This is a genomic window from Micromonospora sp. KC213 (assembly GCF_004348325.1).
In the GTDB taxonomy this organism is placed as follows: domain Bacteria; phylum Actinomycetota; class Actinomycetes; order Mycobacteriales; family Micromonosporaceae; genus Micromonospora.
In genome coordinates, this window is sequence record NZ_SMKF01000018.1 from 1 (window position 1) to 24,515 (window position 24,515).

Here is a 24,515-nt window from a genome sequence, read left to right on the forward strand (position 1 = left end):
GTGCCGGCCTGAGCCGCCGCACCGGGGCCGGTGACCTGCGGCGGCGGTGGCCGGAGGGCCGCCCGACCGGTGGACGGACGGGGGCGGGGTGGCGACGGCGGACGTGGCCACCCCGCGTACGGCTAGGCTGGCCGGCCGGAGGTGGTGACTGTGCGTCAGGCGACCGCCGTGGCGAACGCGGTTGGGCTGGTGGTGGGGTACGCGCTGGACGGGCTTCTCGGCGACCCGGCGCGTTGGCACCCGGTCGCCGGATTCGGCCGGGCGGCCGGAGCCCTGGAACAGCGGATCCACCGGCCCCACCGCACCGCCGGCGCGGTCTTCACCGCGCTCGCGGTGGGCGCACCGGTCCTGCTCGCTGCCGCCGCCACGGTGGCCACCCGGCGGCGTCCCCTGGTTCGGGCCCTGCTGGTGGCGGCCGGCACCTGGAGCGTCCTGGGTGGCCGGACCCTGCGCCGCGAGGCCGACCTGATGGGGGCCGCTCTGCGCGGCGGCGACCTGCCGGCGGCCCGGCGTCGGCTGAACCACCTCTGCGGGCGGGACCCGTCCACCCTCGACGAGCCGGAATTGGCCCGGGCCACCGTCGAGTCGGTCGCCGAGAACACCTCCGACGCCGTGGTGGCCCCCCTGCTCTGGGGGGCGGTCGCCGGGCTGCCCGGCCTGCTCGGTTACCGCGCCGCCAACACTCTCGACGCCATGGTCGGCCACCGTTCGCCCCGGTACGCCCGGTTCGGTACCCCCGCGGCCCGCCTCGACGACGTGCTCAACCTGGTGCCCGCCCGGTTGACCGGCCTGCTCACCATCGCCGTGGCCCCGCTCGCCGACGGGGACCGGAGCCGGGCCTGGCGGGTCTGGCGACGCGACCGCAACCACCATCCCAGTCCGAACGCCGGGCAGTGCGAGGCGGCGATGGCCGGTGCCCTCGGCGTTCGGCTCGGCGGTCGCAACGTCTACTTCGGCCGCTGCGAGGTGCGCCCCTACCTCGGTGACGGGCCCCGCCCCGAGGCGCGGCACCTACGCCGGGCCGCCCTGATCTCCAACGCGGTCGGGCTCGCCGCCCTGGCGCTCGCGGCGGCCTGGCCGGTCACCGGAGGGCGGCTGGCGGGCACGGCCGCCCGGCGGGGACTGCACCGGCTACGCGCGCCGGGCGGGTACGAATCCGCGCGGGTGCGCCTCGGAACGCGGGTGCGCCTCGGAACGCGGGTGCGCCTGGGAACGGGCGCGGGCCGGGGGCGGGGCCGGTGAGCGGGGGCCTGCTCGTCGCGGGCACCACCTCCGACGCGGGTAAGAGCGTCCTCACCGCCGGCATCTGCCGCTGGCTGCACCGACGCGGCGTGAAGGTGGCGCCCTTCAAGGCACAGAACATGTCGAACAACTCCGCCGTGGTGGTCGGCGCCGACGGCCGGGGCGGCGAGATCGGTCGGGCCCAGGCCATGCAGGCGGCGGCCTGCGGCCTCACACCGGACCTCCGCTTCAACCCGGTGCTGCTGAAACCGGGCAGCGACCTGGCCAGCCAGGTGGTGCTGCTCGGCGAGGCCGTCGACACGGTCACCGCCGGCAACTTCCGACAACTGCGTCCGCGCCTCGCCCAGACCGCGTACGCGGCGCTGGCCGAGCTGCGCGCGGAATACGACGTGGTGATCTGCGAGGGCGCGGGCAGCCCGGCCGAGATCAACCTGCGCGCCGGCGACTACGTCAACATGGGGCTGGCCCGGCACGCCGGCCTGCCCGCCATCGTGGTCGGTGACATCGACCGGGGCGGCGTGTTCGCCGCCATGTTCGGCACCGTCGCCCTGCTCGACCCCGCCGACCAGGCGCTCGTCGCCGGATTCGTGATCAACAAGTTCCGGGGTGACCTCGGCCTGCTGCGACCGGGGCTGGACATGCTGCACCGGGTCACCGGCCGACCCACGTACGGGGTGCTGCCCTGGCACCTCGACCTCTGGCTCGACGCCGAGGACTCCCTGGCGTACGGGCGGGTGCTCGGCCGGCCGGCCGCCCCGCACGGCACCGACTGGCTCGACGTCGCGGTGGTCCGGCTGCCCCGGATCAGCAACGCCACCGACGTGGAGGCGCTCGCCACCGAGCCCGGCGTCCGGGTCCGGCTGACCGTCGAACCCGCCGAACTGGCCGCCGCCGACCTGGTCGTACTGCCCGGTTCCAAGTCCACCGTCGCCGACCTGGCCTGGCTGCGGGAGACCGGCCTGGCCGACGCGGTCACCGCGCACGCGGCGGCCGGTCGGCCGCTGCTGGGCATCTGCGGGGGCTTCCAGATGCTGGCCCGGGTCGTGCACGACCCGGTGGAGAGCCGCCGGGGCAGCGTCCCCGGCTTGGGGCTGCTCCCCGTCGAGATCACCTTCGCCGCACGCAAGACCGTCCGGCAGTCCACCGGGACGGCCGACGGCGTCCCGGTTCGCGGCTACGAGATCCACCACGGCTACGTCTCGGCCGCCGATCCCGCCCTGCCGTCGCTGCTCAGGTACGCCGACGGCAGCGGCGAGGGCGCCCGGCTGGGTACGGTGTACGGCACCCACTGGCACGGCGCGTTCGAGTCCGACGAGTTCCGCCGCCGTTTCCTCACCGAGGCGGCCCGCGCCGCCGGCCGGCACGGCTTCCGGGTGGCCCCCGACACCGCCTTCGCCGCCGCCCGCGAACGTTCCCTGGACCTGCTCGGCGACCTGGTCGAGGAGCATCTGGACACCGACGCGCTGTGGCGGCTGATCCAGTCCGGGCCACCGGCCGGGCTGCCGTTCATCCCGCCCGGAGCGCCCCCCACGACCTGACCGCCGAGCGCACACCGAGGACGGACGGCGCTCGGGCAACTCGCCCACCTCACCGTCAACGGCGCGCGATCACGGCGGCGCCTCCCGGTGGGACCGGGCCGGCGGTCGGCCCGCAACGCCCCGGCGGCGCGGGTCATCAGTGGCGGACGTCGGCCGGTCCGTCGTTGAGCGGCAGCCCCGCCTCCAGCCACGCCTGCACCCCGCCGACCATGTCGGTGGCGTTGCGCAACCCCAGCGCCTGCAGGCTCGCGGCGGCCAGGCTGGAGCTGTACCCGTGCCGGCACACCACGACGACCCCCCGGTCGTAGCCGGTCGCCTCCGGGATGCGCCACTCGCTGGCCGGGTCGAGCCGCCACTCCAGCACGTTCCGGTCGATGACGATCGCGCCAGGCAGTTCACCCTGCTCGCGGCGCTGCGCCTCAGTGCGGGTGTCGACCAGCAGGGCGCCGGCCCGCACCGCCTCGGCCGTCTCCTGCGGGCTCAGCCGGCGCAGCCCCGCCCGGGCCTGTTCCAGTAGGGCGTCCACGCCCGGACTCATCACGTCGTTGAGCACGTCCAGATCATGCCCGTCTCCGGTGTCGCCCGCCCGGGGAACGCCGGCCCGTGACGGTGGAACCAGGCTCCCGGGGGACACCCACTAGCGTCACCTGCGTGACGGTGGCGGTGGTCGAGGCGTACGCGACGCTGGCCCGGCGGGTGCTGGCCCGGCCGGCGCGATTGGGGCGGACCCGCCTGGTGGCCGTCGACGGGCCGAGCGGCGCGGGCAAGAGCCTCTTCACCGCGCGCCTCGCGGACGCCCTCACCCCGCTCGTCGGCGGGCAGCGGCCGCCGGTGGTGCACACCGACGACCTGCTCGACGGCTGGGACGACCAGCTCACCTTCTGGCCCCGACTGGAGCGCGGCGTGCTGGCCCCGCTGCGGGCCGGGCGGCCGGGGGCGTACCACCGCTACAGCTGGGTACGGCGGGCCTTCCTGCCCCGGGCGGTGCCGGTGCCGGTCGCTGCGGTGCTGCTGCTGGAGGGGGTGAGCGCGGCACGGGCGGCGATCCGGCCGGAGCTCAGCCTGGCGGTCTACGTCACCGCCCCCGCCGAGCTGCGCCTGGCCCGGGCGGTGGCGCGCGACGGCCCGACCGTCCTGCCCGAGCTGCACCGCTGGCACGTGGGGGAACGCATCCACTTCGCCGCGGACGCCACCGCCGCGCACGCGGACCTGGTGGTCGACGGCGCGCCGCGGCTGCCGCACGACGCCGACCGCTACTACCTGCACCTGACCGGCCCGGCGGCGGACGGGGCCGGCCCGGCGGCGGACGGGGTGGGTACCGGCCGGTAAGGCCGGCATACGATGCCGGTCATGACCACTTCGATCATGTCCGAGTCCGAGGTCCGGGCCGCCGTCGCGCGGGAACTGCCCGGTGTCCGGGCCGACCTGGAACGCCTCGTCCGCATCCCCGGCATCGCCTTCGAGGGCTTCGACCACTCGCACGTGGAGCGCTCCGCCGAGGCCGTCGCCGAGCTGCTGCGCGGGTGCGGCCTCGACACGAAGATCGTGCGGTCCGGCGGTCAGCCCGCGGTGATCGGGACGAGGCCGGCCCCGCCCGGCGCGCCCACCGTGCTGCTCTACGCCCACCACGACGTGCAGCCGGTCGGCGACCGATCGCTGTGGGAGTCCGACCCGTTCGAGCCGGTCGAACGGGACGGCCGGCTCTACGGCCGGGGTGCCGCCGACGACAAGGCTGGCATCATGGCGCACGTCGCCGCGTTGCGCGCCTTCGGCGACCGGCTCCCGGTCGGCGTGGTCCTGTTCGTCGAGGGCGAGGAGGAGTACGGCTCGGACTCGCTGGAGCGGCTGCTCGCCACGCACCGCGACGAGATCGCCTGCGACGTGATCGTCATCGCCGACTCCGCCAACTGGGACATCGGCGTGCCGGCGCTGACCACCTCGCTGCGCGGCATCGTCAACTGCTTCGTCGAGCTGCGTACCCTCAGCCAGGCGGTGCACAGCGGCATGTTCGGCGGCCCGGTGCCGGACGCGCTGACCGCGCTGGTGCGGCTGCTGTCCACGCTGCACGACGACGCCGGGAACGTGACCGTCGAGGGCCTGGTCGGCCGGGAGGAGGCCAGCGTCGACTACCCCGAGGACCGGTTCCGCGCCGAGGCCGGGCTGGTGGAGGGCGGGTCGCTGATCGGCACCGGGCGGATCACCGACCGGCTCTGGACCAAGCCGGCCCTGGCGATCCTCGGCGTCGACGCCCCCGCCACCGCCGAGGCGCCCAACGCGCTGGTCCCGGTGGCCAAGGCCAAGCTCAGCGTACGGCTGGCGCCGGGCGACGACCCGAAGCGGGCGTACGACGCGCTCCGCGCCCACCTGGAGCGGCACACGCCGTGGGGCGCCCAGGTCACGATCACCTTCGAGCACGACGGTGCCCCCTGCGTCATCGACGCGACCGGCCCGATGTTCGACGCCGCCCGGTCGGCGTTCCGGACCGCCTGGGACGGCACCGACCCGGTCGACATCGGTGTCGGCGGCTCGATCCCGTTCATCGCCACCTTCCAGGAGTTGTTTCCGGAGGCGGCGATCCTGGTCACCGGGGTGGAGGATCCGCACGCCGGGGCGCACGGCCCGAACGAGAGCCTGCACCTCGGCGAGTTCGCCCGGGTCTGTCTGGCCGAGGCGCTGCTGCTGGCCAAGGTCGCCGAGGTTGGCCGGCAGACCGGTTGAGCCGGCCGGCCCTGGACGCCGTCGGGAGGTGGCGCGACCGGTCGGTGGTGAAAGCCTCCCGGCCAGGTCGCGGAACGGTAACTTTGGGGCGGATGTCGAGGTTTGCGGTGTGTCGGGTGCGCAGCTGTTATAGCCTTTCGAACATGCGTACGAACGAGGTGATGTCGCGGCTCGAAGCCGCCGTCAGTGCTCTGGGGGACGTCGACGTCTCCGCGTGGCCTGAGGACACGCTCAAGGATCAGCTCGGCGAGCTCTCCGCGGCGCTGGTCGCCCTCGACACGGTGCTCTCCCGGGTCGCCGACGGGGTGCGCGCCCGCGGCCTGCGCATCGACGAGCCGGTCTCCGCCTGATCACCGGCCACCGCCGGCGGACGACCCGGGTACGGCAATACCCGGGTGGAGTCGGGGGTGGCTGGCAGGATGAGGGCCGTGCGGTTCCTCGACCTGGCAGCCACCTCCGCAGCCGTCGCCGCCGCCAGCGGCCGGCGGGCCAAGGTCGAGTTGCTCGCCGCCGCCCTCCGGTCGCTGGATCCCGCCGAGGTGCCGGCCGGTGCCGGTTACCTCGCCGGTGAGCTGCGTCAGCGGCAGACCGGGGTGGGCTGGGCCAGCCTGCGTGACCTGCCGCCCCCGGCGACCGAGCCGACGCTGACCGTCGCGGCCGTCGACGCGGCGGTGGAGGAGATCGCCGCGGTGCGTGGTCCCGGCTCGCAGGCCCGCCGGCGGGCGCTGCTCGGCGCGCTGTTCGCCGCCGCCACCGCCGAGGAGCAGCGACTGCTGGTCGGGCTGTTCCGCGGCGAACTGCGCCAGGGCGCCCAGGCGGGCCTGCTCGTCGACGCCGTCGCCCGGGCGGCGCAGGTGCCGGTCGCCACCGTCCGCCGCGCCCTGCTGCTCGCCGGTGACCTGCGCGCCGTCGCGGTCGCCGCGCTCGGCGGGGGTGCCGCCGCGCTGGCCGGGTTCGGGCTTCAGGTGGGCCGTCCGCTGGCCCCGATGCTGGCGCAGAGCGCACCGACGGTCGACGCGGCGGTGGAGGCCACCGGCCTACCGGCGGTGGTCGACGTCAAACTGGACGGCATCCGCATCCAGGTGCACCGTTCGGGCGACGACATCGCGGTCTTCACCCGCAGCCTCGACGAGATCACCACCCGGGTCCCGGAGGTGGTGGCCGCCGTCCGCGCGCTCCCGGCACGGGACCTGGTGCTCGACGGCGAGGCGATCGGGCTGGACGCGGCCGGCCGGCCGCTGCCGTTCCAACAGACCTCCAGCCGGGCCGCCCGCCGCGCCACGCCCAGCACCATTGGTGGCACGCCGGTGGCGCCGGCGGTGCTCGCCGCCGCCCGGACCACCGGCGACGCGGTGCTCACGCCGTACTTCTTCGACCTGCTGCACCTGGACGGGACGGATCTGATCGACCGGCCGGGCCGGGAGCGGTGGGCGGCGCTGGCCGGCACGGTCGACGAGTCGCTGCTGGTGGGTCGGATGGAGGTCGACGACGCCGAGCAGGCCGGCGTGGCCTTCGCGGCGGCGCTCGACGCCGGCCAGGAAGGTGTCGTGGTGAAGGCGCCGGACGCGCCCTACGACGCGGGGCGACGCGGCGCGGCCTGGGTCAAGGTCAAGCCCCGGCACACCCTCGACCTGGTGGTGCTCGCGGTGGAGTGGGGCAGCGGCCGTCGGGAGGGCTGGCTGTCGAACCTGCACCTCGGCGCGCGCGACCCGCGCACCGGAGGCTTCGTGATGCTTGGCAAGACGTTCAAGGGCCTCACCGACGAGCTGCTGCGCTGGCAGACCGAGCGGTTCCTCGCCCTCGCCGTCGAACGCGGCGACTGGGTGGTGCGGGTCCGCCCCGAGCAGGTGGTCGAGATCGCCTTCGACGGGGTGCAGACCAGTCCCCGCTACCCGGGTGGGGTGGCGCTGCGGTTCGCCCGGGTGGTCCGCTACCGGGAGGACAAGACCGCCGCGGAGGCGGACACCATCGACATGGTCCGGGCCATCCACGCCGGCCACGCCGGGGGGTGACCGGTTGGGTCAGACCGGTGTGGCCGGTTCGGCGGCCCGGTCGACCGGGCCCGCCGGCCGATCGGGTCCGGCCGCGCGGTGCGCCTCCCGACGGGCCACCCAGGCGTACCCGACCAGCGTCATCCCCGCGAAGATCCACCACTGGACGACGTAGCCGAGGTTCTGCCAGTTGTTGGTGTGCCCGATCGACACCGCCTTGAAGGTCGGGTCCTGCGCCGGAGTCTGTTCGTCGAGCAGCAGGTACGCCCCGTACACCGGGTAGGGCAGCTCGGCGGCGAGCTTGCCGACGGTGATCCGGCGGGTTTCCAACCGGCCGTCGCGCCGCTGCACCCCACTGCCGCCGGTCTCGGTCGGGTGCACCCGCCCCACCACGGTCACCTCGCCGGCGGGTAGGGCCGGCACCCGCGGCGGGGTCATCGCCCCGGCGCCCGGCACAGGCGGTATCCAACCCTGGTCGACCAGCACGGCGGTGCCGTCGGCGAGGAGCAGCGGGACGACCACCTCGAAACCCACGGTGCGGTCCACCGTCCGACCACGGACCAGGACCACGTTCGTCGGGTCGTACCGGCCGGTGACGGTGACCCGGCTCCACTCGTCCTGCTCGGCGGGGGCCGGGCCGGCGGTGCCCGCGCCGCCGGTGGGGGCCGGCACCCGGTCGCCCAGCGGCGTGGCGGCCCCCCGGCTGCCGGCGTCGATGCGCTCGTTGACCGCCGTACGTTCCCGGTAGCGGTCCAGCTGCCAGTTGCCGAGCAGCACCATCACCGCGGCGGCGACCAGAGTCAGCGCGAGGATGCCCAGCCAGCGTGGGGTCAGCAGGAACCGGTACACAGCACGAGGCTACCCGGACGGTCGCCGGCACCCGTCGTGACGGCCCTCGGTGCCGTCCGCCCGGTGGCCGCCACCGGTTGGTCCGGACGGGTATGGTCACGCGAGCGGACCACACGGGTGCTTCCTCCCGGTCGTCCGTTCGCCACTTCCTGTCGCCTGCGAGGAGTCGATGATGACCGCGGTGCCGCGCCTCGTGCTCAGCGCGCCGTCCTCCGGACACGGCACGAACGCCCTCGCCGTCGGTCTGCTCGCCGCGCTCGCCGAGCGGGGCGTCCCGGTCGCCGGCTTCAAGGTCGGGCCGGACCATGTCGACGCCGCCTACCTGGGGCTGGCGGCCGGTCGTCCCGGGCGGAACCTGGATCCCCGGCTGGTCGGCGTGGACCGGCTCGCGCCGATCTTCGCGCACGGCGCGGCCAACGCCGGCCTGGCCGTGGTCCAGGGCACCATGGGCCTGTACGACTCGGTCTCCGGCCGGCCGGACGAGGAGTCGACGGCGGCGGTCGCCACCGCGCTGCGCAGTCCGGTGGTGCTGGTGGTGGACGTGGCCGCGATGGGTCAGTCGGTGGCCGCCCTGGTGCACGGTTTCCGGTCGTACGACGAGCAGCTCTGGCTGGCCGGGGTGATCCTCACCCAGGTCGCATCCCCGCGGCACGAGACGATGCTCCGCGAGGCGCTCGACGACATCGACGTGCCGGTCTACGGCGCGCTGCGCCGCCACGAGCTGCCGCCGGTGCTGCCCGCCCGCCGGCTCGGGGTGCTGCCGGTGGTCGGGCAGGATCCCGAGGCCGCCCGGGCGGTGCGTCGGCTCGGCGAGGCGGTCGCCGCCACCGTCGAGCTGGACCGGTTGCTCGCCCTGGGCCGATCCGCGCCAGCCCTGTCGATTCCGGCCTGGTCGGCGGCGGGCGAGCTGGCGGCCCTCGTGCCCGGGCCGGGAGCCGGCGGGGCCGCGGTCGGTGGTGCTGCGGTCGGGCCGGGGATCGGTGGCGACGCCGTCGCCTCGTCCGCCCCGGTGGTCGCGCTGGCCGGCGGGTCAGACGGCGGCTTCAGCTACCCGGAAACGGCCGAGCTGCTGCGGGCCGCCGGTGCCGAGGTGGTCACCTTCGACCCGCTGCGCGACGAGGCGCTGCCGGCCGGCACCAGGGCGTTGGTGATCGGGGCCGGTCTGCCCGAGGTGTCCGCCCGGGATCTTTCCGCCAACCGCCGGCTCTGCATCGCGGTGGCCGAGCTGGCCCGCACCGGCCGCCCGGTGGTCGCCGAGGGCACCGGCCTGCTGTGGCTGTCCCGGGAGCTGGACGGCCTACCGATGTGCGGGGTGCTGGACGCGACCGGCGTGACCCGCAACGGCCTGGTGGTGGGCTACCGGGAGGCGACCGCCCGTACGGCCAGCGTGGTCGCCGAGGCGGGCGCGACCGTGCGGGGCTACAAGCAGCACGCGGCGGTGCTCACCCCCCGCGCCGGAGAGCATCCGGCGTGGGACTGGGGTGGTGGCGCGCCGGAGGGTTTCGTCTGGCGGGGGGTGCACGCCTCGCAGCTCGGCCTGCACTGGGCGGCGGATCCGGCGATGGCGGCCCGGCTGGTCGCGGCGGCCCGGCAGGCCGAGGGCGTCGGGGCTCCGGCGTGATCGGGCAGGTGGCGGTGCGCCGTTTCCCGGAGCTGACCGTCTCCACGCCGCGTACGGAGGTGCGCCAGCTCGTCGCGGCCGACGCGAAGGCGGTGGACGAGGTCTTCGCCGACCGGCAGACCCAACGGTGGCTGCCGGTGGCCGATCCCACCGGGCGCATCGACGGGCTGGCTTGGTGCACCGACCTGGCCCGGCAACGCCGGGACAGCGGCGACGGCGACCATTACGCGGTGCTGCGCCGGGAGGACGACCGGGTGGTCGGCTGCCTGTGGACCAGGCGCACCGACTGGGGTGCCCGGCTCACCGAGGTGTCGTACGCCCTGGCCCCGCACGCCCGCGGCTACGGCCTGGCCGCCGAGGCGGTGGACGCGCTGGCCATCGCGCTGATCCTGGAGCACGGTTTCCAGCGGGTGGAGCTGCGCGTCGCGCCGGGCAACACGGCGTCGCGCCGGGTGGCCGAGAAGGCCGGGTTCAGCTACGAGGGGCTGCTGCGCAACGCGGGTTTCGTCCGGGGCGCCCGGGCCGATCTGGAGCTGTGGTCCCTGGTCGCCGCCGACCTGCACTGATCGGGCGGGTGGTGTTGGGCGTGCGGGCGGCCTTTGGGCGGGACGGCGCGCGGCCGGGCAGCCGGTGGTGCCGCGACGGCAAACATGCCGGGGGCTCCATGGCAGGAACCGCACCATTCCCGTCACGGAGCCCTCGACCGCTGCCGGTCACCCCACGATCTGATCAGACGGTGGGGTGAACTGGCGGACCGGTGTGCCCTTGAGGGCCGCCTTGAGGGTGTTGGCCACCGCCTGGATGGGGATCTGGGACTGCCCGTCACCCACGGCGTTGAACGGGTTGTCCGGGTCGGCGATGAAGCTGGCCGCCGCGAGTTCCGGGGTGTAGCCGACGAACCAGGCAGACCTGGTGCTGTCCGTGGTACCGGTCTTGCCGGCGACCGGACGGCCCACCGTGCCCCGGACGCTGTCCGCCGTCGACCAGCCGCCGCAGCTTCCCCTGGCCGGGGTGTCGCCGGTCGGGCACCGGGCGGCGTCGGTGGCGGCTCGGGCCGCGTCGGCGCTCACCACCTGTCGGCACCGCGGCTTGGCCACCTCGCGTTCGATCCCGCTGGCGGTCCGGTAGGTGGCGGGTGTGCCGTCCCGCTTGGTGATCGAGTTGACCGGGATCGCCTCGCAGTAGCGCCCGTCGGCGGCGACCGCGGCGTACGCGTTGGCCATCTCCAGCGGGGTGGCGTCGGAGACGCCCAGGGTGAACGCGCCCCACTTCTTGGCCTTGGCCGGCGAGGCGTGCTCGCGGTCCACGTCGGTACGCCAACGCAGGCCGAGCTGTTCGGCCATGCGCACCGCCCGGTCCGCGCCGACCTGCTCCTCCAGCCAGACGAAGTAGGTGTTCACCGACTTGCCGAAGCCGGACCACATGGTCTGCCGGCCGGTCATCGCGCCGCTGGCGTTGGACGGCGACCAGCCGTCGTACACCTCGGAGTGGTAGCGGTGCGGCGAGTCGAACGCGGTCGACAGTGGCATGCCGGCGTCGAGGGCGGCGAGCATCGGGAACATCTTGAACGTCGAGCCCGCCTGGTAGCCGGGGAGGGTGCCGCCACCGAGCAGGGGTGCGACCGTGTTCGGGTAGTTGGCCTTGATGTTCGGGCCGGCCTCCGGGTTGGAACTGGGGCCGTTCTCGCTCAGGTCCAGTGAGTAGTTCCGGTTGACCGCCATCGCCTTGATCCGGCCGGTGCCCGGCTCGGCGACCACGATGCCGTTGGCGAACGGGCTGCCGACGTTCTCCTTGGCGCCGACGTTCTGCTCGGCCGCCGCCTGGACCTTCGGGTCGAGGGCCAGCACGATCCGGTAGCCTCCGCGGCGTAGTTTGTCCATCCGCTCCAGCCGGTTCTGGCCGAAGGCGGGCTGCGCGCTCCACCAGTTCTTCACGTAGTCGCAGTAGAAGCCCCAGGTGACGTGCTTGGTGTTGATGGCGGCGCAGTCGTTGGCCGGGACGGTGACCCTGGTCCGGATCGGTTCGGCTTTGGCCGCCGCGGCGGCGTCCGGGGACAGGTAGCCGAGTTGCGCCATTCGGTCGAGCACGTAGTTGCGCCGCCCGGTCGCGGCCTTCTTGTCCGAGGTGATCGGGTCGTACTCGGACGGGGACTTGACCAGCCCGGCGAGGGTGGCCGCCTCGACCGGGGTGAGGGTGGCCGGGGTCTTGGAGAAGAAGATCTGCGCGGCGGCGTAGATGCCGTACGCCCGGTGACCGAAGTACGCCGAGTTGAGGTAGCGCTCCAGGATCTCGTCCTTGGTCAGATCCTCCTCGATGTCCAGCGCCATGCGCATCTCCTTGATCTTGCGCATGCTGGTTTGCTCGGTGGCCTCCTGGACCTCCTTCGGGGTGGTGGCGCTGTCCCGCAGCGCCATCCGGACGTACTGCATGGTGATGGTGGAGGCGCCCTGGGAGACGCCGCTGGAGTGGGCGTTGGCCACGAAGGCGCGCGCGACGCCCTTCGGGTCGACGCCGCGGTGCTGGTGGAAGCGGTTGTCCTCGGCGGCGATGATCGCCTGCTGGATGTTCGGCGACATGTCCGACAGCTTCGTGTACTGCCGGTACTCCTCATAGAACATGGTCAGCACGGTTTTGCCGTCCGGAGCGTAGAGGTACGACGTCTCGGCCGGCATGGCGGTGCGCAGAATGTTGGTCTTGTGCTCCAGGGCGTGCGCGGTGGCCTTGGCGCCCAGGCCGGTGGCGGCGGCCAGTGGATAGGCCAGCGCGGCGACGACGAGGCCGGTGATCAGGCCGGCACGCAGCAGTGGGAGGGAACGACCAGCGGCGGCGAGGGGTCGGTAGCTCACGGCCTCAAGTTATGACATTTCCGATTCGTCCATGAGAAGAACTCATGAACGAGATGACGTGGTGACGTGGCCCACGGTGGGTCCGGCTGTGCAGTGGGACGCCTTCCCGGCAGGATGCCGGACATGCGTGGGCAACTGATCGGCGCGGAGCCGGCCGTCGAGGACGGGCCGGTCACCCCTGGCGGCCCGGAGCCGGCCGTCGGGAACGAATCCGCTGCCGATGGCCCGGAGCCGGCCGTCGGGGAAGGTCCCGCCACCGGCGGCCCGGAACCGGGCAGCGCCAGCGTCGAACCCGACCTCGCCCACCACGGCGACGCCGAGGCCACCCCCGGCCTGGTCGACCTGGCGGTCAACGTCCGCCGCGACCAGATGCCGGACTGGCTGGCCGACCCGGTCACCGCGGCCCTGGCCGACCTGGCCGCGTACCCCGACTCCCGGCCGGCCCGCGCGGCCGTCGCCGCCCGACACGGCCGTCCCCCGCAGGAGGTGCTGCTCACCGCCGGCGCCGCCGAGGGGTTCGTGCTGATCGCCCGCGCGCTGACCGGGATACGCCGACCGGTGGTGGTGCACCCGCAGTTCACCGAGCCGGAGGCGGCGTTGCGGGCCGCCGGGCACACCGTCGAGCGGCTGCTGCTCGACCCGGACGAGGGCTTCCGGCTCGACCCGTCGCGGGTGCCCGCCGACGCCGACCTGGTGATGATCGGCAACCCCACCAACCCCACCTCGGTGCTGCACCCCGCCGCCGACCTGGCCGCGCTGGCCCGGCCCGGCCGGGTCCTGGTGGTCGACGAGGCGTTCGCCGACACCACCCTCGCTGCGGGCGTCAACGGCGAGCCGGAGTCACTGGCCGCCCGACGCGACCTGCCCGGCCTGGTGGTGGTCCGCAGCCTCACCAAGACCTGGGGCCTGGCCGGCCTGCGGATCGGCTACCTGCTCGGTGAGGCCGCGCTGCTGGCGCGCTTCGCGGCCGGGCAGCCACTCTGGGCCGTCTCCACCCCGGCGCTGGCCGCCGCCGCCGCGATCGCCACCCCGGCCGCCGTCGCGGCCGAGCGCGCCATCGCCGCCCGACTCGCCGCCGACCGCGACCACCTCGTCGCCCGCCTGGCGGCCCTGCCCGGGGTACGCGTGGCGGGCCGCCCGGCCAGCGCCTTCGTTCTGATCCACCTGCCCGGCGCGGACCGGGTACGTGAGACGCTGCGCGAGCGGGGCTGGGCGGTGCGCCGCGGCGACACCTTCCCGGGGCTGGGCCCCGACTGGCTCCGGGTGGCCGTCCGCGACCCGGCCACCTCCGACGCGTTCACCCGGGTACTGCGCGAGATCCTGGAGGCATGATGTTGGAAACCACGATCGCGGCGATCCGGCCGCTCGACGAGCCGGCGGTGGCCGCAGCCCGGGACCTCCAGGCGCGGTTGACGAAGCCGGCCGGCTCCCTCGGCGCCCTGGAAGGCCTCTCGGTGCGCCTCGCCGGGCTGGCCGGGACCTGCCCGCCACCACTGCCCGAGCCGGCCGCGGTCGCGATCTTCGCCGGTGACCACGGTGTGCACGCGCAGGGCGTGACCCCCTGGCCGCAGGAGGTCACCGTCCAGATGATCGGCAACTTCCTGGCCGGCGGTGCGGTGGTCAACGCCTTCGCCCGGCAGGCCGGTGCCACGGTCACCGTGGTCGACGTCGGCGTCGCCACCGTCCCGCCGGTCGATGCCGCCGAGGTGTCGATGGGGCCCCGGCTGGTGGCCGCGAACGTCCGCCGTGGCACCCGGGACATGACCGTCACCGCCGCCCTCACCCGCGACGAGGCTCGGGCGGCGGTGGAGACCGGCGTCCGGGTCGCCGGCGAACTGGTCGACGCCGGTGCCGGCATCCTGCTCACCGGCGACATGGGTATCGGCAACACCACCCCTTCCGCCGCGCTGATCGCCGCCTTCACCGGCGTCGACCCGGCGGCGGTCACCGGGCGCGGCACCGGGGTCGACGACGAGACGTACCAGCGCAAGATCGACGTGGTCCGGGCCGCGCTGCGCCGGCACCGGCCCGACCCGGCAGACCCGCTGGGCGTGCTGGCCGCCGTCGGTGGGCTGGAGCACGCCGCGCTGGTCGGCCTGATCCTGGGCGGTGCCGCCCGCCGCGTCCCGGTGCTGCTGGACGGCGTGATCGCGGCCAGCGCCGCGCTCGCGGCGGCGGCCTTCGCCCCGGACGCGGTCGGTGCGATGGTGGCCGGTCACCGGTCGGCCGAGCCGGGCGCGAGTGTCGCGCTGCGCCACCTCGGGCTGGACCCGCTGATCGATCTCGGGCTGCGGCTCGGTGAGGGCACCGGGGCGCTGCTGGCGCTGCCGGTGGTCACCGGCGCGGTGCGGGTGCTGCACGAGGTCGCCACCTTCGATGCGGCGGGGGTCTCGGAGAAGTGACCGCCACTCCCTATCCCCTCGGGTTGCGCCTCACCGGCCGCCGGGTGGTCGTGGTGGGCGGGGGAGCCGTCGCCACCCGGCGGGTGCCGGCGCTGCTCGAGGCGGGCGCCGACGTGTTCCTCGTCGCGCCGGAGCTGACCCCTGCCCTGCGCGCGCACGTCGACGCCGGTCGGCTGCACTGGGCGCCCCGCCGCTTCGAACCGGATGACCTCGACGGGGCCTGGCTGGTCCAGGTCGCCGTCGACGACCGGCTCGCCGCCGCGGCGGTCAGCGCCGCCGCCGCCGAGCGGCGTGTCTTCTGCGTACGCGCCGACGATCGGGCCGCCGCCACCGCCTGGACCCCGGCGGTGACCCGGCACGGCCCGGTCACCGTGGCCGTGTTCGGCGGCGGGGATCCGCGCCGGGCGATGGGTGTCCGTGACGCGGTGCGCGAGCTGCTGACCGTCCGCACCGGGCTGGTCGCGACGGCGTCCACCGGGGTCGAACCCGGGCGGGTGGCGTTGGTCGGGGCCGGCCCCGGCGACCCCGAGCTGATCACCGTCAAGGGTTGGCGGCTGCTCACCGAGGCGGACGTGGTGGTGGCCGACCGGCTCGTTCCCGGGCTGCTGCTCGACGAGTTGCGCCCCGACGTCGAGCTGGTCGACGCCTCGAAGATCCCGTACGGGCCGTCCCGCGCACAGGAGGAGATCAACCGGATCCTGGTGGAGCGGGCGCTGGCCGGGAGGTTCGTGGTCCGGCTCAAGGGCGGTGACCCGTACGTCTTCGGCCGCGGCGGCGAGGAGTTGCTGGCCTGCGCCGCCGCCGGCGTACCGGTGACCGTGGTTCCCGGGGTGACCAGCGCGATCGCCGTGCCGGCGGTCGCCGGCGTCCCGGTCACCCACCGGGCGGTGGCCCACGAGTTCACCGTCGTCTCCGGGCACGTCGCTCCGGACTCACCGGACTCGCTGGTGCGCTGGGCGGCCCTGGCCGACCTGCGCGGCACCCTGGTGGTGCTGATGGGTCTGAAGAACCTGGCGGCGATCACGGCCACCCTCGTCGGCCACGGCAAGGACCCGGCCACCCCGGTCGCGGTGATCCAGGAGGGCACCACCGGCACCCAGCGCACCCTGCGGTCGACCCTCGGCGCGGTGGCGACGGACGTGGCGGTGGCGGGCCTGCGTCCGCCCGCCATCGTGGTGATCGGCGACGTGGTCGGCGCGCTCGACGGGTGACCCGCTCCGCCCGGCCCTCCGACGCCGTTTGCGGCATGTCGCGGTCTTCTGACGCACGGACACCGCCACATGCCGCAACCGGAGTGGACCTGCCGGGAGAAGACGGCGGGTCCCGGACCGCGGTCCGGGACCCGCCGTCTTCGGTCGGTCACTGCTTGAGCATGTTGTCCAGCAGCAGCGCGCAGCGGACCAGGCCCAGGTGGCTGTACGCCTGCGGATGGTTGCCCAGGCCACGTTCGGCGAGCGGGTCGTACTGCTCGGGAAGCAGTCCCGTCGGGCCGGCGGTGTCGACCATCTGCGTGAACAGCTCCTCGGCGTCGGTACGGCGACCGGTGCGCAGGTACGCCTCGACCAGCCACGCCGTGCAGATGTGGAAGCCGCCCTCCCGACCGGGCAGGCCGTCGTCCCAGTGGTACCGGTAGACGACCGGGCCGCTGCGCAGGTCCGCCTCGATCCGCAGCACCGTGGAGAGGAACCGCGGGTCGTCGCCGGGGAGCAGCCCGGACAGGCCGATCCAGAGCGAGGAGGCGTCCATGTCCTCGTCGCCGTACGCGACGCTGTACGCCTCGACCTCCTCGTGCCAGCCGTTCTCCAGCACGTTGGCACCGATCCGGTCCCGCAGCTCCACCCACTCGGGCCGGTCCTCGCCACCGTGCTGGCGTACCACGTGCAGCGCCCGGTCCACCGTCATCCAGAGCATCACCTTGGAGAAGACGTGGTGCCGGGGCGGCAGGCGGGCCTCCCAGATGCCGTGGTCGGGCTCGTGCCAGCGGCGACGGACCGCCTCGACCATGTTCTCCAGCACCCGCCACTCGTCCTCGCGGACCGAGCCTCGGGCGTCGGCCACGGCGGCGATCAGGTCGGCGACCGGCCCGAACACGTCGAGCTGGAGCTGGTGGTTGGCCAGGTTGCCGACCCGGACCGGCCGGGAGCCGGCGTACCCGGGCAGGGTGTCGATGACCGCCTCGGCACCCAGCTCGTAGCCGTCCACGGTGTAGAGCGGGTGCAGCCGCTCCGGGTGCCCGCCGGTGCGTTCGATGACGCCGTCGATCCAGCGCAGCAGCCCCTCGGCCTCCTCGGTGGAGCCGAGGTCGACCAGCGCGCGGGCGGTCATCGCGGCGTCGCGCAGCCAGCAGTACCGGTAGTCCCAGTTCCGGACGCCGCCCAGTTCCTCGGGCAGTGAGGTGGTGGCGGCGGCCAGGATCGAACCGGTGGGCTGGTGGCAGAGCCCGCGCAGGGTGAGTGCGCTGCGGGCGACCAGTTCACGTTCGGTGTTCGGCAGCCGCAGCGAGGCCACCCAGTCCTTCCACGGACGCTCGGCCGCGGCCTGCCGCTCGTGGACCGGCACCAGGTGGTGCTCCAGGCTGTGCGTGCCGAAGCGGAGCTCCAGCACGACCTGCCCACCGGCGGCGCGCAGGTCGACGACGGCCCGCGCGGTCTCGTACCCGCCGTCGTTGCCGACCTCCCACTCCACCCCCGGGGCGTACAGCGACACCGGCTCGTTCGAGCCGAGCACCAGCAGGCCGTCGTCCATCGGCTGGAGCTGGACCTGAACCTGCCCGAACTCGGGACGGGGAGCGAACTCGATGCGGGCCCGGCCGGTGCCGGTGAGCACCCGGACCAGGATGGAGTCGCCGCTGACCACGGCCGGGCCGTCCGGGGTGGTTTCGGCGGCCGGCAGATCCAGCCAGTCCGTGACGGTCAGGCCGGACCAGCGGGTCTCCACGGTCATCGTGCCGCTGCGGTAGCGCTGCCCGAGCGGGATGCCGCCCTTCTCCGGCCCGACGGTGAAGTGTCCGGCCGGGCTGCCGCCGACCAGGTCGGCGAAGATCGCGGCCGAGTCGGGCTTGGGGTGGCAGAGCCAGGTGACCTTGGCCTCGGGGGTGAGCAGGGCGACCGTCCGGCCGTTGGCCAGCATCGAGTGCCGTTCGATCGGCACGGCGCGCTCGCCGAAGAGCCAGTGCCGGCGGGTCTCCAGCAGCAGGCCGAGCGCCCGGGCCGCGTCGATCGGCTCGGCGACCCGGAAGTGCGCCCGGGTGTCCCCGGGGCCGATCTTGATGCCGATGTCGGGGCCGTGCAGGTTGCCGAAGGCGTTCTCGTCGGTGACGTCGTCGCCGATGAACAGCACCGCGCTGGCCGACAGCTGGGTACGCAACTGGTCGACCGCGGTGCCCTTGTGGGTGGCGACCACCGACAGTTCGATGACCTCCTTGCCCTGCGTGACGGTGACGTCCGGCCAGGTCGCGGGGCCGTTGCGGACCGCCTCGACGGCCGCGGCGGCGACCTGCGGGTCCACCCCGCGGGTGTGGACGGCGACGCTGGCCGGTTTGCGCTCCAGCCGGATCCCGGGATGGGCCACGGCGATCTCGCGCAGCGCGTCGCGCAGCCGGGTGCGTACGGCGACCAACTCGGGGGAGAGCCGCTCGACGAAGCCGATGTCGAACTCGGAGCCGTGGCTGCCGACCAGGTGCACCTCGCTGGGCAGCCGGGACAGCGCGGCCAGGTCCCGCAGCGCACGACCGGAGACCACCGCGACGGTGGTCTGCGGCAGCGCGGCGAGGGCGCGCACCGCGGCCACCGACTCCGGCAGCGGTACCGCCTTGCTCGGGTCCGCGACGATCGGCGCGAGCGTGCCGTCGTAGTCGCAGGCGACCAGGAGCTGCGGCACCCGGGCGATCCGCCCGATGGCCGCGCGCAGCTCGGGATCCATCGTCCCCGCGGGCGGGGTCACGATGTCGATGGCGGCGTTCACAGGGTCACCTCGGTTCGCGACTGCGGGGCTCGCAGGATCGGCTCACTCCTCGCGCTCACAGGGTCACCTCGGTTCGCGACTGCGGGGCTCGCAGGATCGGCTCACTCCTCGCGCTCACTCGGCCTCCACCTCGGGGGCGCCGAGTTCGGTCAGGAACGATTTCGCCCAGTGCCCCACGTCGTGGGTGCGTAGATGACGTTGCATGATCCGCATGCGTCGACGGGCCTCCGGCTTCTCCACGTGTACGGCCCGCAGGAGAGCGTCCTTGACGGCGTCGGGGTCGTGCGGGTTGCACAGGAACGCCTGGCGCAGCTCGGTGGCGGCGCCGGCGAACTCACTGAGCACGAGCGCGCCGCCCTGGTCGTCGCGCGATGCCACGTACTCCTTGGCCACCAGATTCATTCCGTCTCGCAGCGGGGTCACCATCATCACGTCGGCCGCCACGTACAGCGCGGCCAGTTCGGAGCGACTGTACGACTGATGCAGATAATGCACCGCAGGCACGCCGACTCTACCGAATTCGCCATTAATCCGACCAACCTCGCGTTCCACCTTGACGCGAAGTGCCTGGTAGTGCTCCACACGCTCCCGGCTGGGCGTGGCGACCTGCACCATAACCGCCTCGGGAACTGTCAACTTTCCGTCAGCAAGAAGTTCCCGGAAGGCCTTGAGTCGAAGCTCGATGCCCTTCGTGTAGTCCAGCCGGTCGACGCCCAGGATGATCGTCTTCGGATTGCCGAGCTCCTCGCGGATCTGCTTGGCCCGGGCCTGGATCGCCGGGTCCTCGGCCAGCCGCTCCATCTCCCTGGTGTCGATCGAGATGGGGAAGGCGCCCGCCTTCACCTGGCGGCCGTCCACCTGGATCATCTGGCCCTCGTAACGGAGGCCGAGCAGGTGCCGAGCCAGCCGGACGAAGTTCTGCGCGGCCAGTCGCTGCTGGAACCCGACCAGATCGGCCCCGAGCAGACCGCGCAGGATCTCGGTGCGGAACGGCATCTGCATGAACAGCTCGATCGGCGGGAACGGGATGTGCAGGAAGAAGCCGATCTTCAGGTCGGGTCGCAGCTCGCGCAGCATCGCCGGGACCAGCTGGAGCTGGTAGTCCTGCACCCAGACCGTCGCCCCCTCGGCCGCCACGTCCGCCGCGGCCTCCGCGAAACGGGCGTTGACCAGGCGGTACGCCTCACGCCAGCGGCGCTTGTAGGCCGGCGTCTCGACCGCGTCGTGGTAGAGGGGCCAGATGGTGGCGTTGGACTGGCCCTCGTAGTAGCGCTCCAGTTCCTCGGCACTCAGCGGCACCGGGTGCAACCGGATGCCCTCCAGGTCGAACGGCTCCGGTGCGGCACCGGTGCCGCCGGCCCAGCCGACCCAGGTGCCCTGGTGCTCGGCGAGGACGGGGTGCAGCGCGGTGACCAGCCCTCCCGGGCTGCGTCGCCACTGCCGCCCCTCGGGTGTGCTCACCTCGTCGACCGGCAGTCGGTTCGCCACTACGACAAAGGAGCTACGGACGGTCACGATCGGCCACCTCCGGGTGCTGACGGGTCCACCGCGATGAGCGTACTGAGCGTAGCTGCGGTGTCTTGGCCCCCGTGTCGGACTCACCTACCCGTCCCAGAACCGCCGAACCCTGATCGTGATCTTGTTGACATCGGCGGTTCAGAGGTCGATGACCGGCCACTCCTTCGGCAGCACCTCGCCGAGCAACTCCCGCCGGTCCGTCATGATCGGAGTGGTGGCCCGTGTGGCCTCCAGTGCCGCCTGGGCCAGGTCCATGCTTCCCAGGGTGCGGGACCAGCCGCCGAGAAACATGCACATGTCATGCTCGACGGGAGTGACGATCACCTGGTCGAGATCGCCGAGGATGTCCAGGAGGCGCCAGCCGTCGGTGGTCACCCGGCGGTACGCCTCGGCGAGGCACAGTGCGGGCACGATCACCGCCTGCCGCCGGTCCGCCACCTGGGCGATTTGCTCCCCGACCGCCTCGGTGCCTCCGGAGTAGGCCAACAGGCATGCGGTGTCGAGCACCAGGCCGGCGTCAGTCACGGATGGTCAGCCGTCCGCGGGACGACTCGCCCAACAGTGCGGCCGCCTTGGCGCGCAGCTCCGGAGTGATCTTCGCCTGTGCCTCGTCGAGCGTGCGGCCCGCCTCGGCGACCCCGTCCTCGGAGAGTCGGAAGCCGGCCTGCCTCAGTGCTCGCCGGGTGCGCTCACCCGCCATCCGTTGCCGCACGCTCTCGGTGATGAACGCGGAGACGTTGGGCTCCTCGGCCAGCCGCTCCGCGACGTCGTCGGGGACGCTGATGGCGATCTTCCTGGTCATACCGGGGACACTAGCGAGTTATACCGCCGGGGACAACGAGGGCTCGACGCCGTACCGCCGGGGTGGGGTGATGTGGGCGCGGCCGCCCATACCTGTCAGGATTGACGACGGCGTGCGCGCGGCCGGCTCCCGGCCGACGGCGGCGAGCGGAAGTCGCAACCAGCGCCCGCGCCCCAGCAGCTCGCGACCGCAACCGACGGAGGTAGCCCGCACCGTGGCCCAGTTCATCTACGTCCTGGAAAAGGCGCGCAAGGCGCACGGCGACAAGGTCGTGCTCGACAACGTGACGCTGAACTTCCTGCCGGGGGCCAAGATCGGTGTGGTCGGCCCGAACGGCGCCGGTAAGTCCAGCCTTCTCAAGATCATGGCAGGGCTGGACCGGCCCAGCAACGGCGAGGCCCGGCTCATGCCCGGCTACACCGTCGGCCTGCTGGCCCAGGAGCCCCCGCTCAACGACGCCAAGACCGTGCTCGGCAACGTCGAGGAGGCGGTCGCCGAGATCAAGGCCAAGCTGGAGCGGTTCAACAAGATCGCCGAGCAGATGGCGACGGACTACTCCGACGAACTGATGGAGGAGATGGGTCGGCTCCAGGAGGAGCTGGACAACGCCGACGCCTGGGACATCGACTCCAAGCTCGAACTGGCGATGGACGCGCTGCGCTGCCCGCCGCCGGACGCCGACGTGACCCAGCTCTCCGGTGGTGAGCGTCGCCGGGTGGCGCTGTGCAAGCTGTTGCTGGAGGCGCCCGACCTACTGCTGCTGGACGAGCCGACCAACCACCTGGACGCGGAGAGCGTGCAGTGGCTGGAGCAGCACCTCGCCAAGTACGCCGGCACCGTCCTGGCCATCACGCACGACCGGTACTTCCTCGACAACGTGGCCGGCTGGATCCTGGAACTCGACCGGGGCCGGGCCATCGGCTACGAGGGCAACTACTCCACCTACCTGGAGAAGAAGGCCGCCCGGCTCTCGGTGGAGGGCCGTCGGGACGCCAAGATGAAGAAGCGCCTCGCCGACGAGCTGGAGTGGGTCCGCTCGAACGCCAAGGCCCGCCAGACCAAGTCCAAGGCCCGCCTCGACCGCTACGAGGAGATGGCCAGCGAGGCGGAGAAGACCCGCAAGCTGGACTTCGAGGAGATCCAGATTCCGCCGGGTCCGCGCCTGGGCAACACCGTCATCGAGGCGCAGAACCTCACCAAGGGGTTCGGCGACCGGGTGCTGATCGACAACCTGTCGTTCTCGCTGCCACGCAACGGCATCGTCGGCATCATCGGTCCGAACGGCGTCGGCAAGACCACCCTGTTCAAGACCATCGTCGGGCTCGAGCAGCCGACGAGCGGCGACGTCAAGGTCGGCGAGACCGTGTCGCTGTCGTACGTCGACCAGAACCGGCAGGGCCTGGCCGGCGACAAGACGGTCTGGGAGGTCGTCTCCGACGGGCTGGACCACCTCATGGTCGGCAAGGTCGAGATGCCGTCGCGGGCGTACATCGCCGCGTTCGGGTTCAAGGGGCCGGACCAGCAGAAGCCGACCAAGGTGCTCTCCGGCGGCGAGCGCAACCGGCTCAACCTGGCGCTCACCCTCAAGATCGGCGGCAACGTCATCCTGCTCGACGAGCCGACCAACGACCTGGACGTGGAGACCCTCTCCAGCTTGGAGAACGCGTTGTTGGAGTTCCCCGGCTGCGCCGTGGTCATCTCGCACGACCGGATGTTCCTGGACCGGGTCGCCACCCACATCCTGGCCTGGGAGGGTGACGACGAGAACCCGGCCAAGTGGTTCTGGTTCGAGGGCAACTTCGAGGCGTACGAGAAGAACAAGATCGACCGGCTCGGCGCGGAGGCGGCCCGCCCGCACCGGGTGACCTACCGCAAGCTCACCCGCGACTGAGCATGGCGGACCGCTTCGTCTACCACTGCACGCTGCGCTGGTCCGACCTGGACGCGTACGGCCACGTCAACAACGCCCGCTTCCTCACCCTCTACGAGGAGGCCCGGGTGGCGATGATGTTCGCCGGTGGTCGGGCGTGGGGGGTCGACTCGTTCGCCGACGGGGTGGTCATCCGCCGGCACGAGGTCGACTACCTGCGGCCGATCGACTACGCCCTCGGCCGGGCCACCGCCGAGGCGGCCCCGACCGTCCGGATCGAACTGTGGGTGGAACAGATCCGGGCCGGTTCGTTCACCGTCGCCTACGAGTTGTACGACGGCGAGGTGCTGGCCAGCACCGCCCGTTCGGTGTTGGTGCCGTTCGACCTGATCGCGAAACGACCCCGGCGGATCAACGACGACGAGCGGACCTTCCTGCTGTCGTACGCGCCGGCCGGCGGGCCGGGGTGAGCGGGGCGGCGACGGCGCCGGGACACGGGCTGGAGGGCGTCGCCGACGCGGGCGCCTTCCTGGCCCGGCTGGTCCGCTTCGACCCGGCCACCGTGGTCCGGCTCCGGCCGGTCGACGGGGCCGGGCGCACGGCGCTGTGGGCCCGGCTGCCCTGGGATGCGCTGGTGACCCGGACGGTAGCCGGGCGTGCACCGGGCGACGTCACCGTCTCCGCCACCGACCTGCTGGCCCGACTGGAGTCGGCCGACGCCGCGTTGCCGACCCGGCGGGACGAGCGGTGGCGCTGGCCGCTGCCACCGGTGGCGAGCCGGGCGGTGGAGCAGGTGCCGGCCGGGGAGCTGCGCCGGATCGCCGAGGCGGCTGCGGGCGCCCTGCGCAGCGCGGCGGCGCACGGGGTCGGTGGCCGGGCGGTGGGGCAGCGGGTGCTGCGCGACGCGCTACTGGACCACGTCGCGGTGGTGGTGACCCCGGACGACGCGTCGGGTGAGCCGGTCGAGGTGAGCCAACGGTTGGTGCAGGCGGTGGTCCGGATGGGTTTTCTCGGGCCGGTCGACGCCGCCGGTGCGGCCCAGGTCCGGGTGGCCGGCCGCTGGGTCGGACTGGTCGGACCGTACGGAACGGCATGGTCGCGCAAGGTTCACGAACTCGCCATCCAACCCCGCAAGGACCACCCGAAAGTATGACC

General features: G+C 73.5%; 20 protein-coding genes and 1 pseudogene. 14 read left to right on the plus strand and 7 right to left on the minus strand.

The window, feature by feature from the left end; all coding sequences use genetic code 11:
• The first annotated feature begins 150 nt into the window (after positions 1-150).
• Both E1166_RS06900 and E1166_RS06905 read left to right on the plus strand, forming a co-directional pair.
• A complete protein-coding gene (locus E1166_RS06900) occupies positions 151-1,242 on the plus strand; it encodes a cobalamin biosynthesis protein (protein ID WP_132336763.1) in 1,092 nt (363 codons plus the stop codon).
• The gene (locus E1166_RS06905; RefSeq protein WP_132336765.1) at positions 1,239-2,780 is read left to right on the plus strand and encodes a cobyric acid synthase; all 1,542 of its coding nucleotides are present in this window, start codon (positions 1,239-1,241) and stop codon (positions 2,778-2,780) included. The genes E1166_RS06900 and E1166_RS06905 overlap by 4 nt, the downstream gene beginning before the upstream one ends.
• Before the next feature lie 136 nt (positions 2,781-2,916).
• On the opposite strand, the gene E1166_RS06910 is transcribed toward E1166_RS06905, so the two are convergent.
• Positions 2,917-3,318 carry a rhodanese-like domain-containing protein gene (locus tag E1166_RS06910; RefSeq protein WP_132261286.1) on the minus strand — a complete coding sequence of 134 codons (402 nt, stop codon included), beginning with the start codon at positions 3,316-3,318 and terminating at the stop codon, positions 2,917-2,919.
• A 24-nt stretch (positions 3,319-3,342) separates the two neighbouring features.
• Here E1166_RS06910 and E1166_RS32455 point away from each other — a divergent pair.
• From E1166_RS32455 to E1166_RS06930, 4 genes and pseudogenes are all read left to right on the plus strand, one after another.
• Positions 3,343-4,153: pseudogene (locus tag E1166_RS32455) on the plus strand (hypothetical protein); the annotation flags it as partial.
• Positions 4,146-5,498 (plus strand): dipeptidase, encoded by a 1,353-nt coding sequence (locus E1166_RS06920; protein ID WP_207914049.1) that lies wholly within the window; start codon positions 4,146-4,148, stop codon positions 5,496-5,498. The pseudogene E1166_RS32455 and the gene E1166_RS06920, both read left to right, overlap by 8 nt.
• A gap of 143 nt (positions 5,499-5,641) precedes the next feature.
• On the plus strand, positions 5,642-5,848 hold the full coding sequence (locus tag E1166_RS06925) for a hypothetical protein (RefSeq protein WP_132336769.1): 207 nt from the start codon (positions 5,642-5,644) through the stop codon (positions 5,846-5,848).
• A 69-nt stretch (positions 5,849-5,917) separates the two neighbouring features.
• A complete protein-coding gene (locus E1166_RS06930; protein ID WP_243710228.1) occupies positions 5,918-7,510 on the plus strand; it encodes an ATP-dependent DNA ligase in 1,593 nt (530 codons plus the stop codon).
• Between the two features lie 9 nt (positions 7,511-7,519).
• Here the strand turns inward: E1166_RS06930 and E1166_RS06935 are convergent, their stop codons facing one another.
• The gene (locus tag E1166_RS06935; RefSeq protein WP_132336771.1) at positions 7,520-8,338 is read right to left on the minus strand and encodes an SURF1 family protein; all 819 of its coding nucleotides are present in this window, start codon (positions 8,336-8,338) and stop codon (positions 7,520-7,522) included.
• Positions 8,339-8,510: 172 nt separating this feature from the next.
• Here E1166_RS06935 and E1166_RS06940 point away from each other — a divergent pair, with 172 nt between their 5' ends.
• A complete protein-coding gene (locus tag E1166_RS06940) occupies positions 8,511-9,959 on the plus strand; it encodes a cobyrinate a,c-diamide synthase (protein WP_132336773.1) in 1,449 nt (482 codons plus the stop codon).
• Positions 9,956-10,525: a GNAT family protein gene (locus E1166_RS06945; RefSeq protein WP_132261245.1), complete on the plus strand. Its 570-nt coding sequence runs from the start codon at positions 9,956-9,958 to the stop codon at positions 10,523-10,525. Before E1166_RS06940 ends, E1166_RS06945 begins: the two co-directional genes overlap by 4 nt.
• A gap of 147 nt (positions 10,526-10,672) precedes the next feature.
• Here E1166_RS06945 and E1166_RS06950 read toward each other — a convergent pair whose 3' ends face one another.
• Positions 10,673-12,805, minus strand: coding sequence for a transglycosylase domain-containing protein (locus E1166_RS06950; protein ID WP_132336775.1), 2,133 nt, complete (start codon positions 12,803-12,805; stop codon positions 10,673-10,675).
• A 123-nt stretch (positions 12,806-12,928) separates the two neighbouring features.
• Here E1166_RS06950 and cobC point away from each other — a divergent pair, with 123 nt between their 5' ends.
• Genes cobC through cobA form a run of 3 tightly spaced genes read left to right on the plus strand, consistent with a single transcriptional unit; the run spans position 12,929 to position 16,418 of the window.
• Positions 12,929-14,137 carry an Rv2231c family pyridoxal phosphate-dependent protein CobC gene (gene cobC / locus E1166_RS06955; protein ID WP_132336777.1) on the plus strand — a complete coding sequence of 403 codons (1,209 nt, stop codon included), beginning with the start codon at positions 12,929-12,931 and terminating at the stop codon, positions 14,135-14,137.
• On the plus strand, positions 14,137-15,207 hold the full coding sequence (gene cobT, locus E1166_RS06960) for a nicotinate-nucleotide--dimethylbenzimidazole phosphoribosyltransferase (protein WP_132336837.1): 1,071 nt from the start codon (positions 14,137-14,139) through the stop codon (positions 15,205-15,207). Before cobC ends, cobT begins: the two co-directional genes overlap by 1 nt.
• Complete coding sequence (gene cobA, locus E1166_RS06965) at positions 15,204-16,418, plus strand: uroporphyrinogen-III C-methyltransferase (protein ID WP_132261248.1); 1,215 nt, start codon at positions 15,204-15,206, stop codon at positions 16,416-16,418. The genes cobT and cobA overlap by 4 nt, the downstream gene beginning before the upstream one ends.
• Positions 16,419-16,566: 148 nt before the next feature.
• Here cobA and otsB read toward each other — a convergent pair whose 3' ends face one another.
• From otsB to E1166_RS06985, 4 genes are all read right to left on the minus strand, one after another.
• Positions 16,567-19,170 (minus strand): trehalose-phosphatase, encoded by a 2,604-nt coding sequence (otsB, locus tag E1166_RS06970; RefSeq protein ID WP_132336779.1) that lies wholly within the window; start codon positions 19,168-19,170, stop codon positions 16,567-16,569.
• Positions 19,171-19,284: 114 nt separating this feature from the next.
• The gene (locus E1166_RS06975; protein WP_132336781.1) at positions 19,285-20,685 is read right to left on the minus strand and encodes a trehalose-6-phosphate synthase; all 1,401 of its coding nucleotides are present in this window, start codon (positions 20,683-20,685) and stop codon (positions 19,285-19,287) included.
• Positions 20,686-20,826: 141 nt separating this feature from the next.
• Positions 20,827-21,213, minus strand: coding sequence for a hypothetical protein (locus E1166_RS06980; protein ID WP_132336783.1), 387 nt, complete (start codon positions 21,211-21,213; stop codon positions 20,827-20,829).
• Positions 21,206-21,490: a hypothetical protein gene (locus tag E1166_RS06985; protein ID WP_132336785.1), complete on the minus strand. Its 285-nt coding sequence runs from the start codon at positions 21,488-21,490 to the stop codon at positions 21,206-21,208. The genes E1166_RS06980 and E1166_RS06985 overlap by 8 nt, the downstream gene beginning before the upstream one ends.
• Before the next feature lie 214 nt (positions 21,491-21,704).
• Here E1166_RS06985 and ettA point away from each other — a divergent pair, with 214 nt between their 5' ends.
• The 3 genes from ettA to E1166_RS07000 are packed head-to-tail and all read left to right on the plus strand — an operon-like array spanning position 21,705 to position 24,513.
• The gene (gene ettA / locus E1166_RS06990; RefSeq protein ID WP_132261252.1) at positions 21,705-23,381 is read left to right on the plus strand and encodes an energy-dependent translational throttle protein EttA; all 1,677 of its coding nucleotides are present in this window, start codon (positions 21,705-21,707) and stop codon (positions 23,379-23,381) included.
• 2 nt (positions 23,382-23,383) lie between these two features.
• Positions 23,384-23,830 (plus strand): thioesterase family protein, encoded by a 447-nt coding sequence (locus tag E1166_RS06995; RefSeq protein ID WP_132336787.1) that lies wholly within the window; start codon positions 23,384-23,386, stop codon positions 23,828-23,830.
• Complete coding sequence (locus E1166_RS07000; protein WP_132336789.1) at positions 23,827-24,513, plus strand: hypothetical protein; 687 nt, start codon at positions 23,827-23,829, stop codon at positions 24,511-24,513. Before E1166_RS06995 ends, E1166_RS07000 begins: the two co-directional genes overlap by 4 nt.
• The last annotated feature ends 2 nt before the right edge of the window (positions 24,514-24,515 follow it).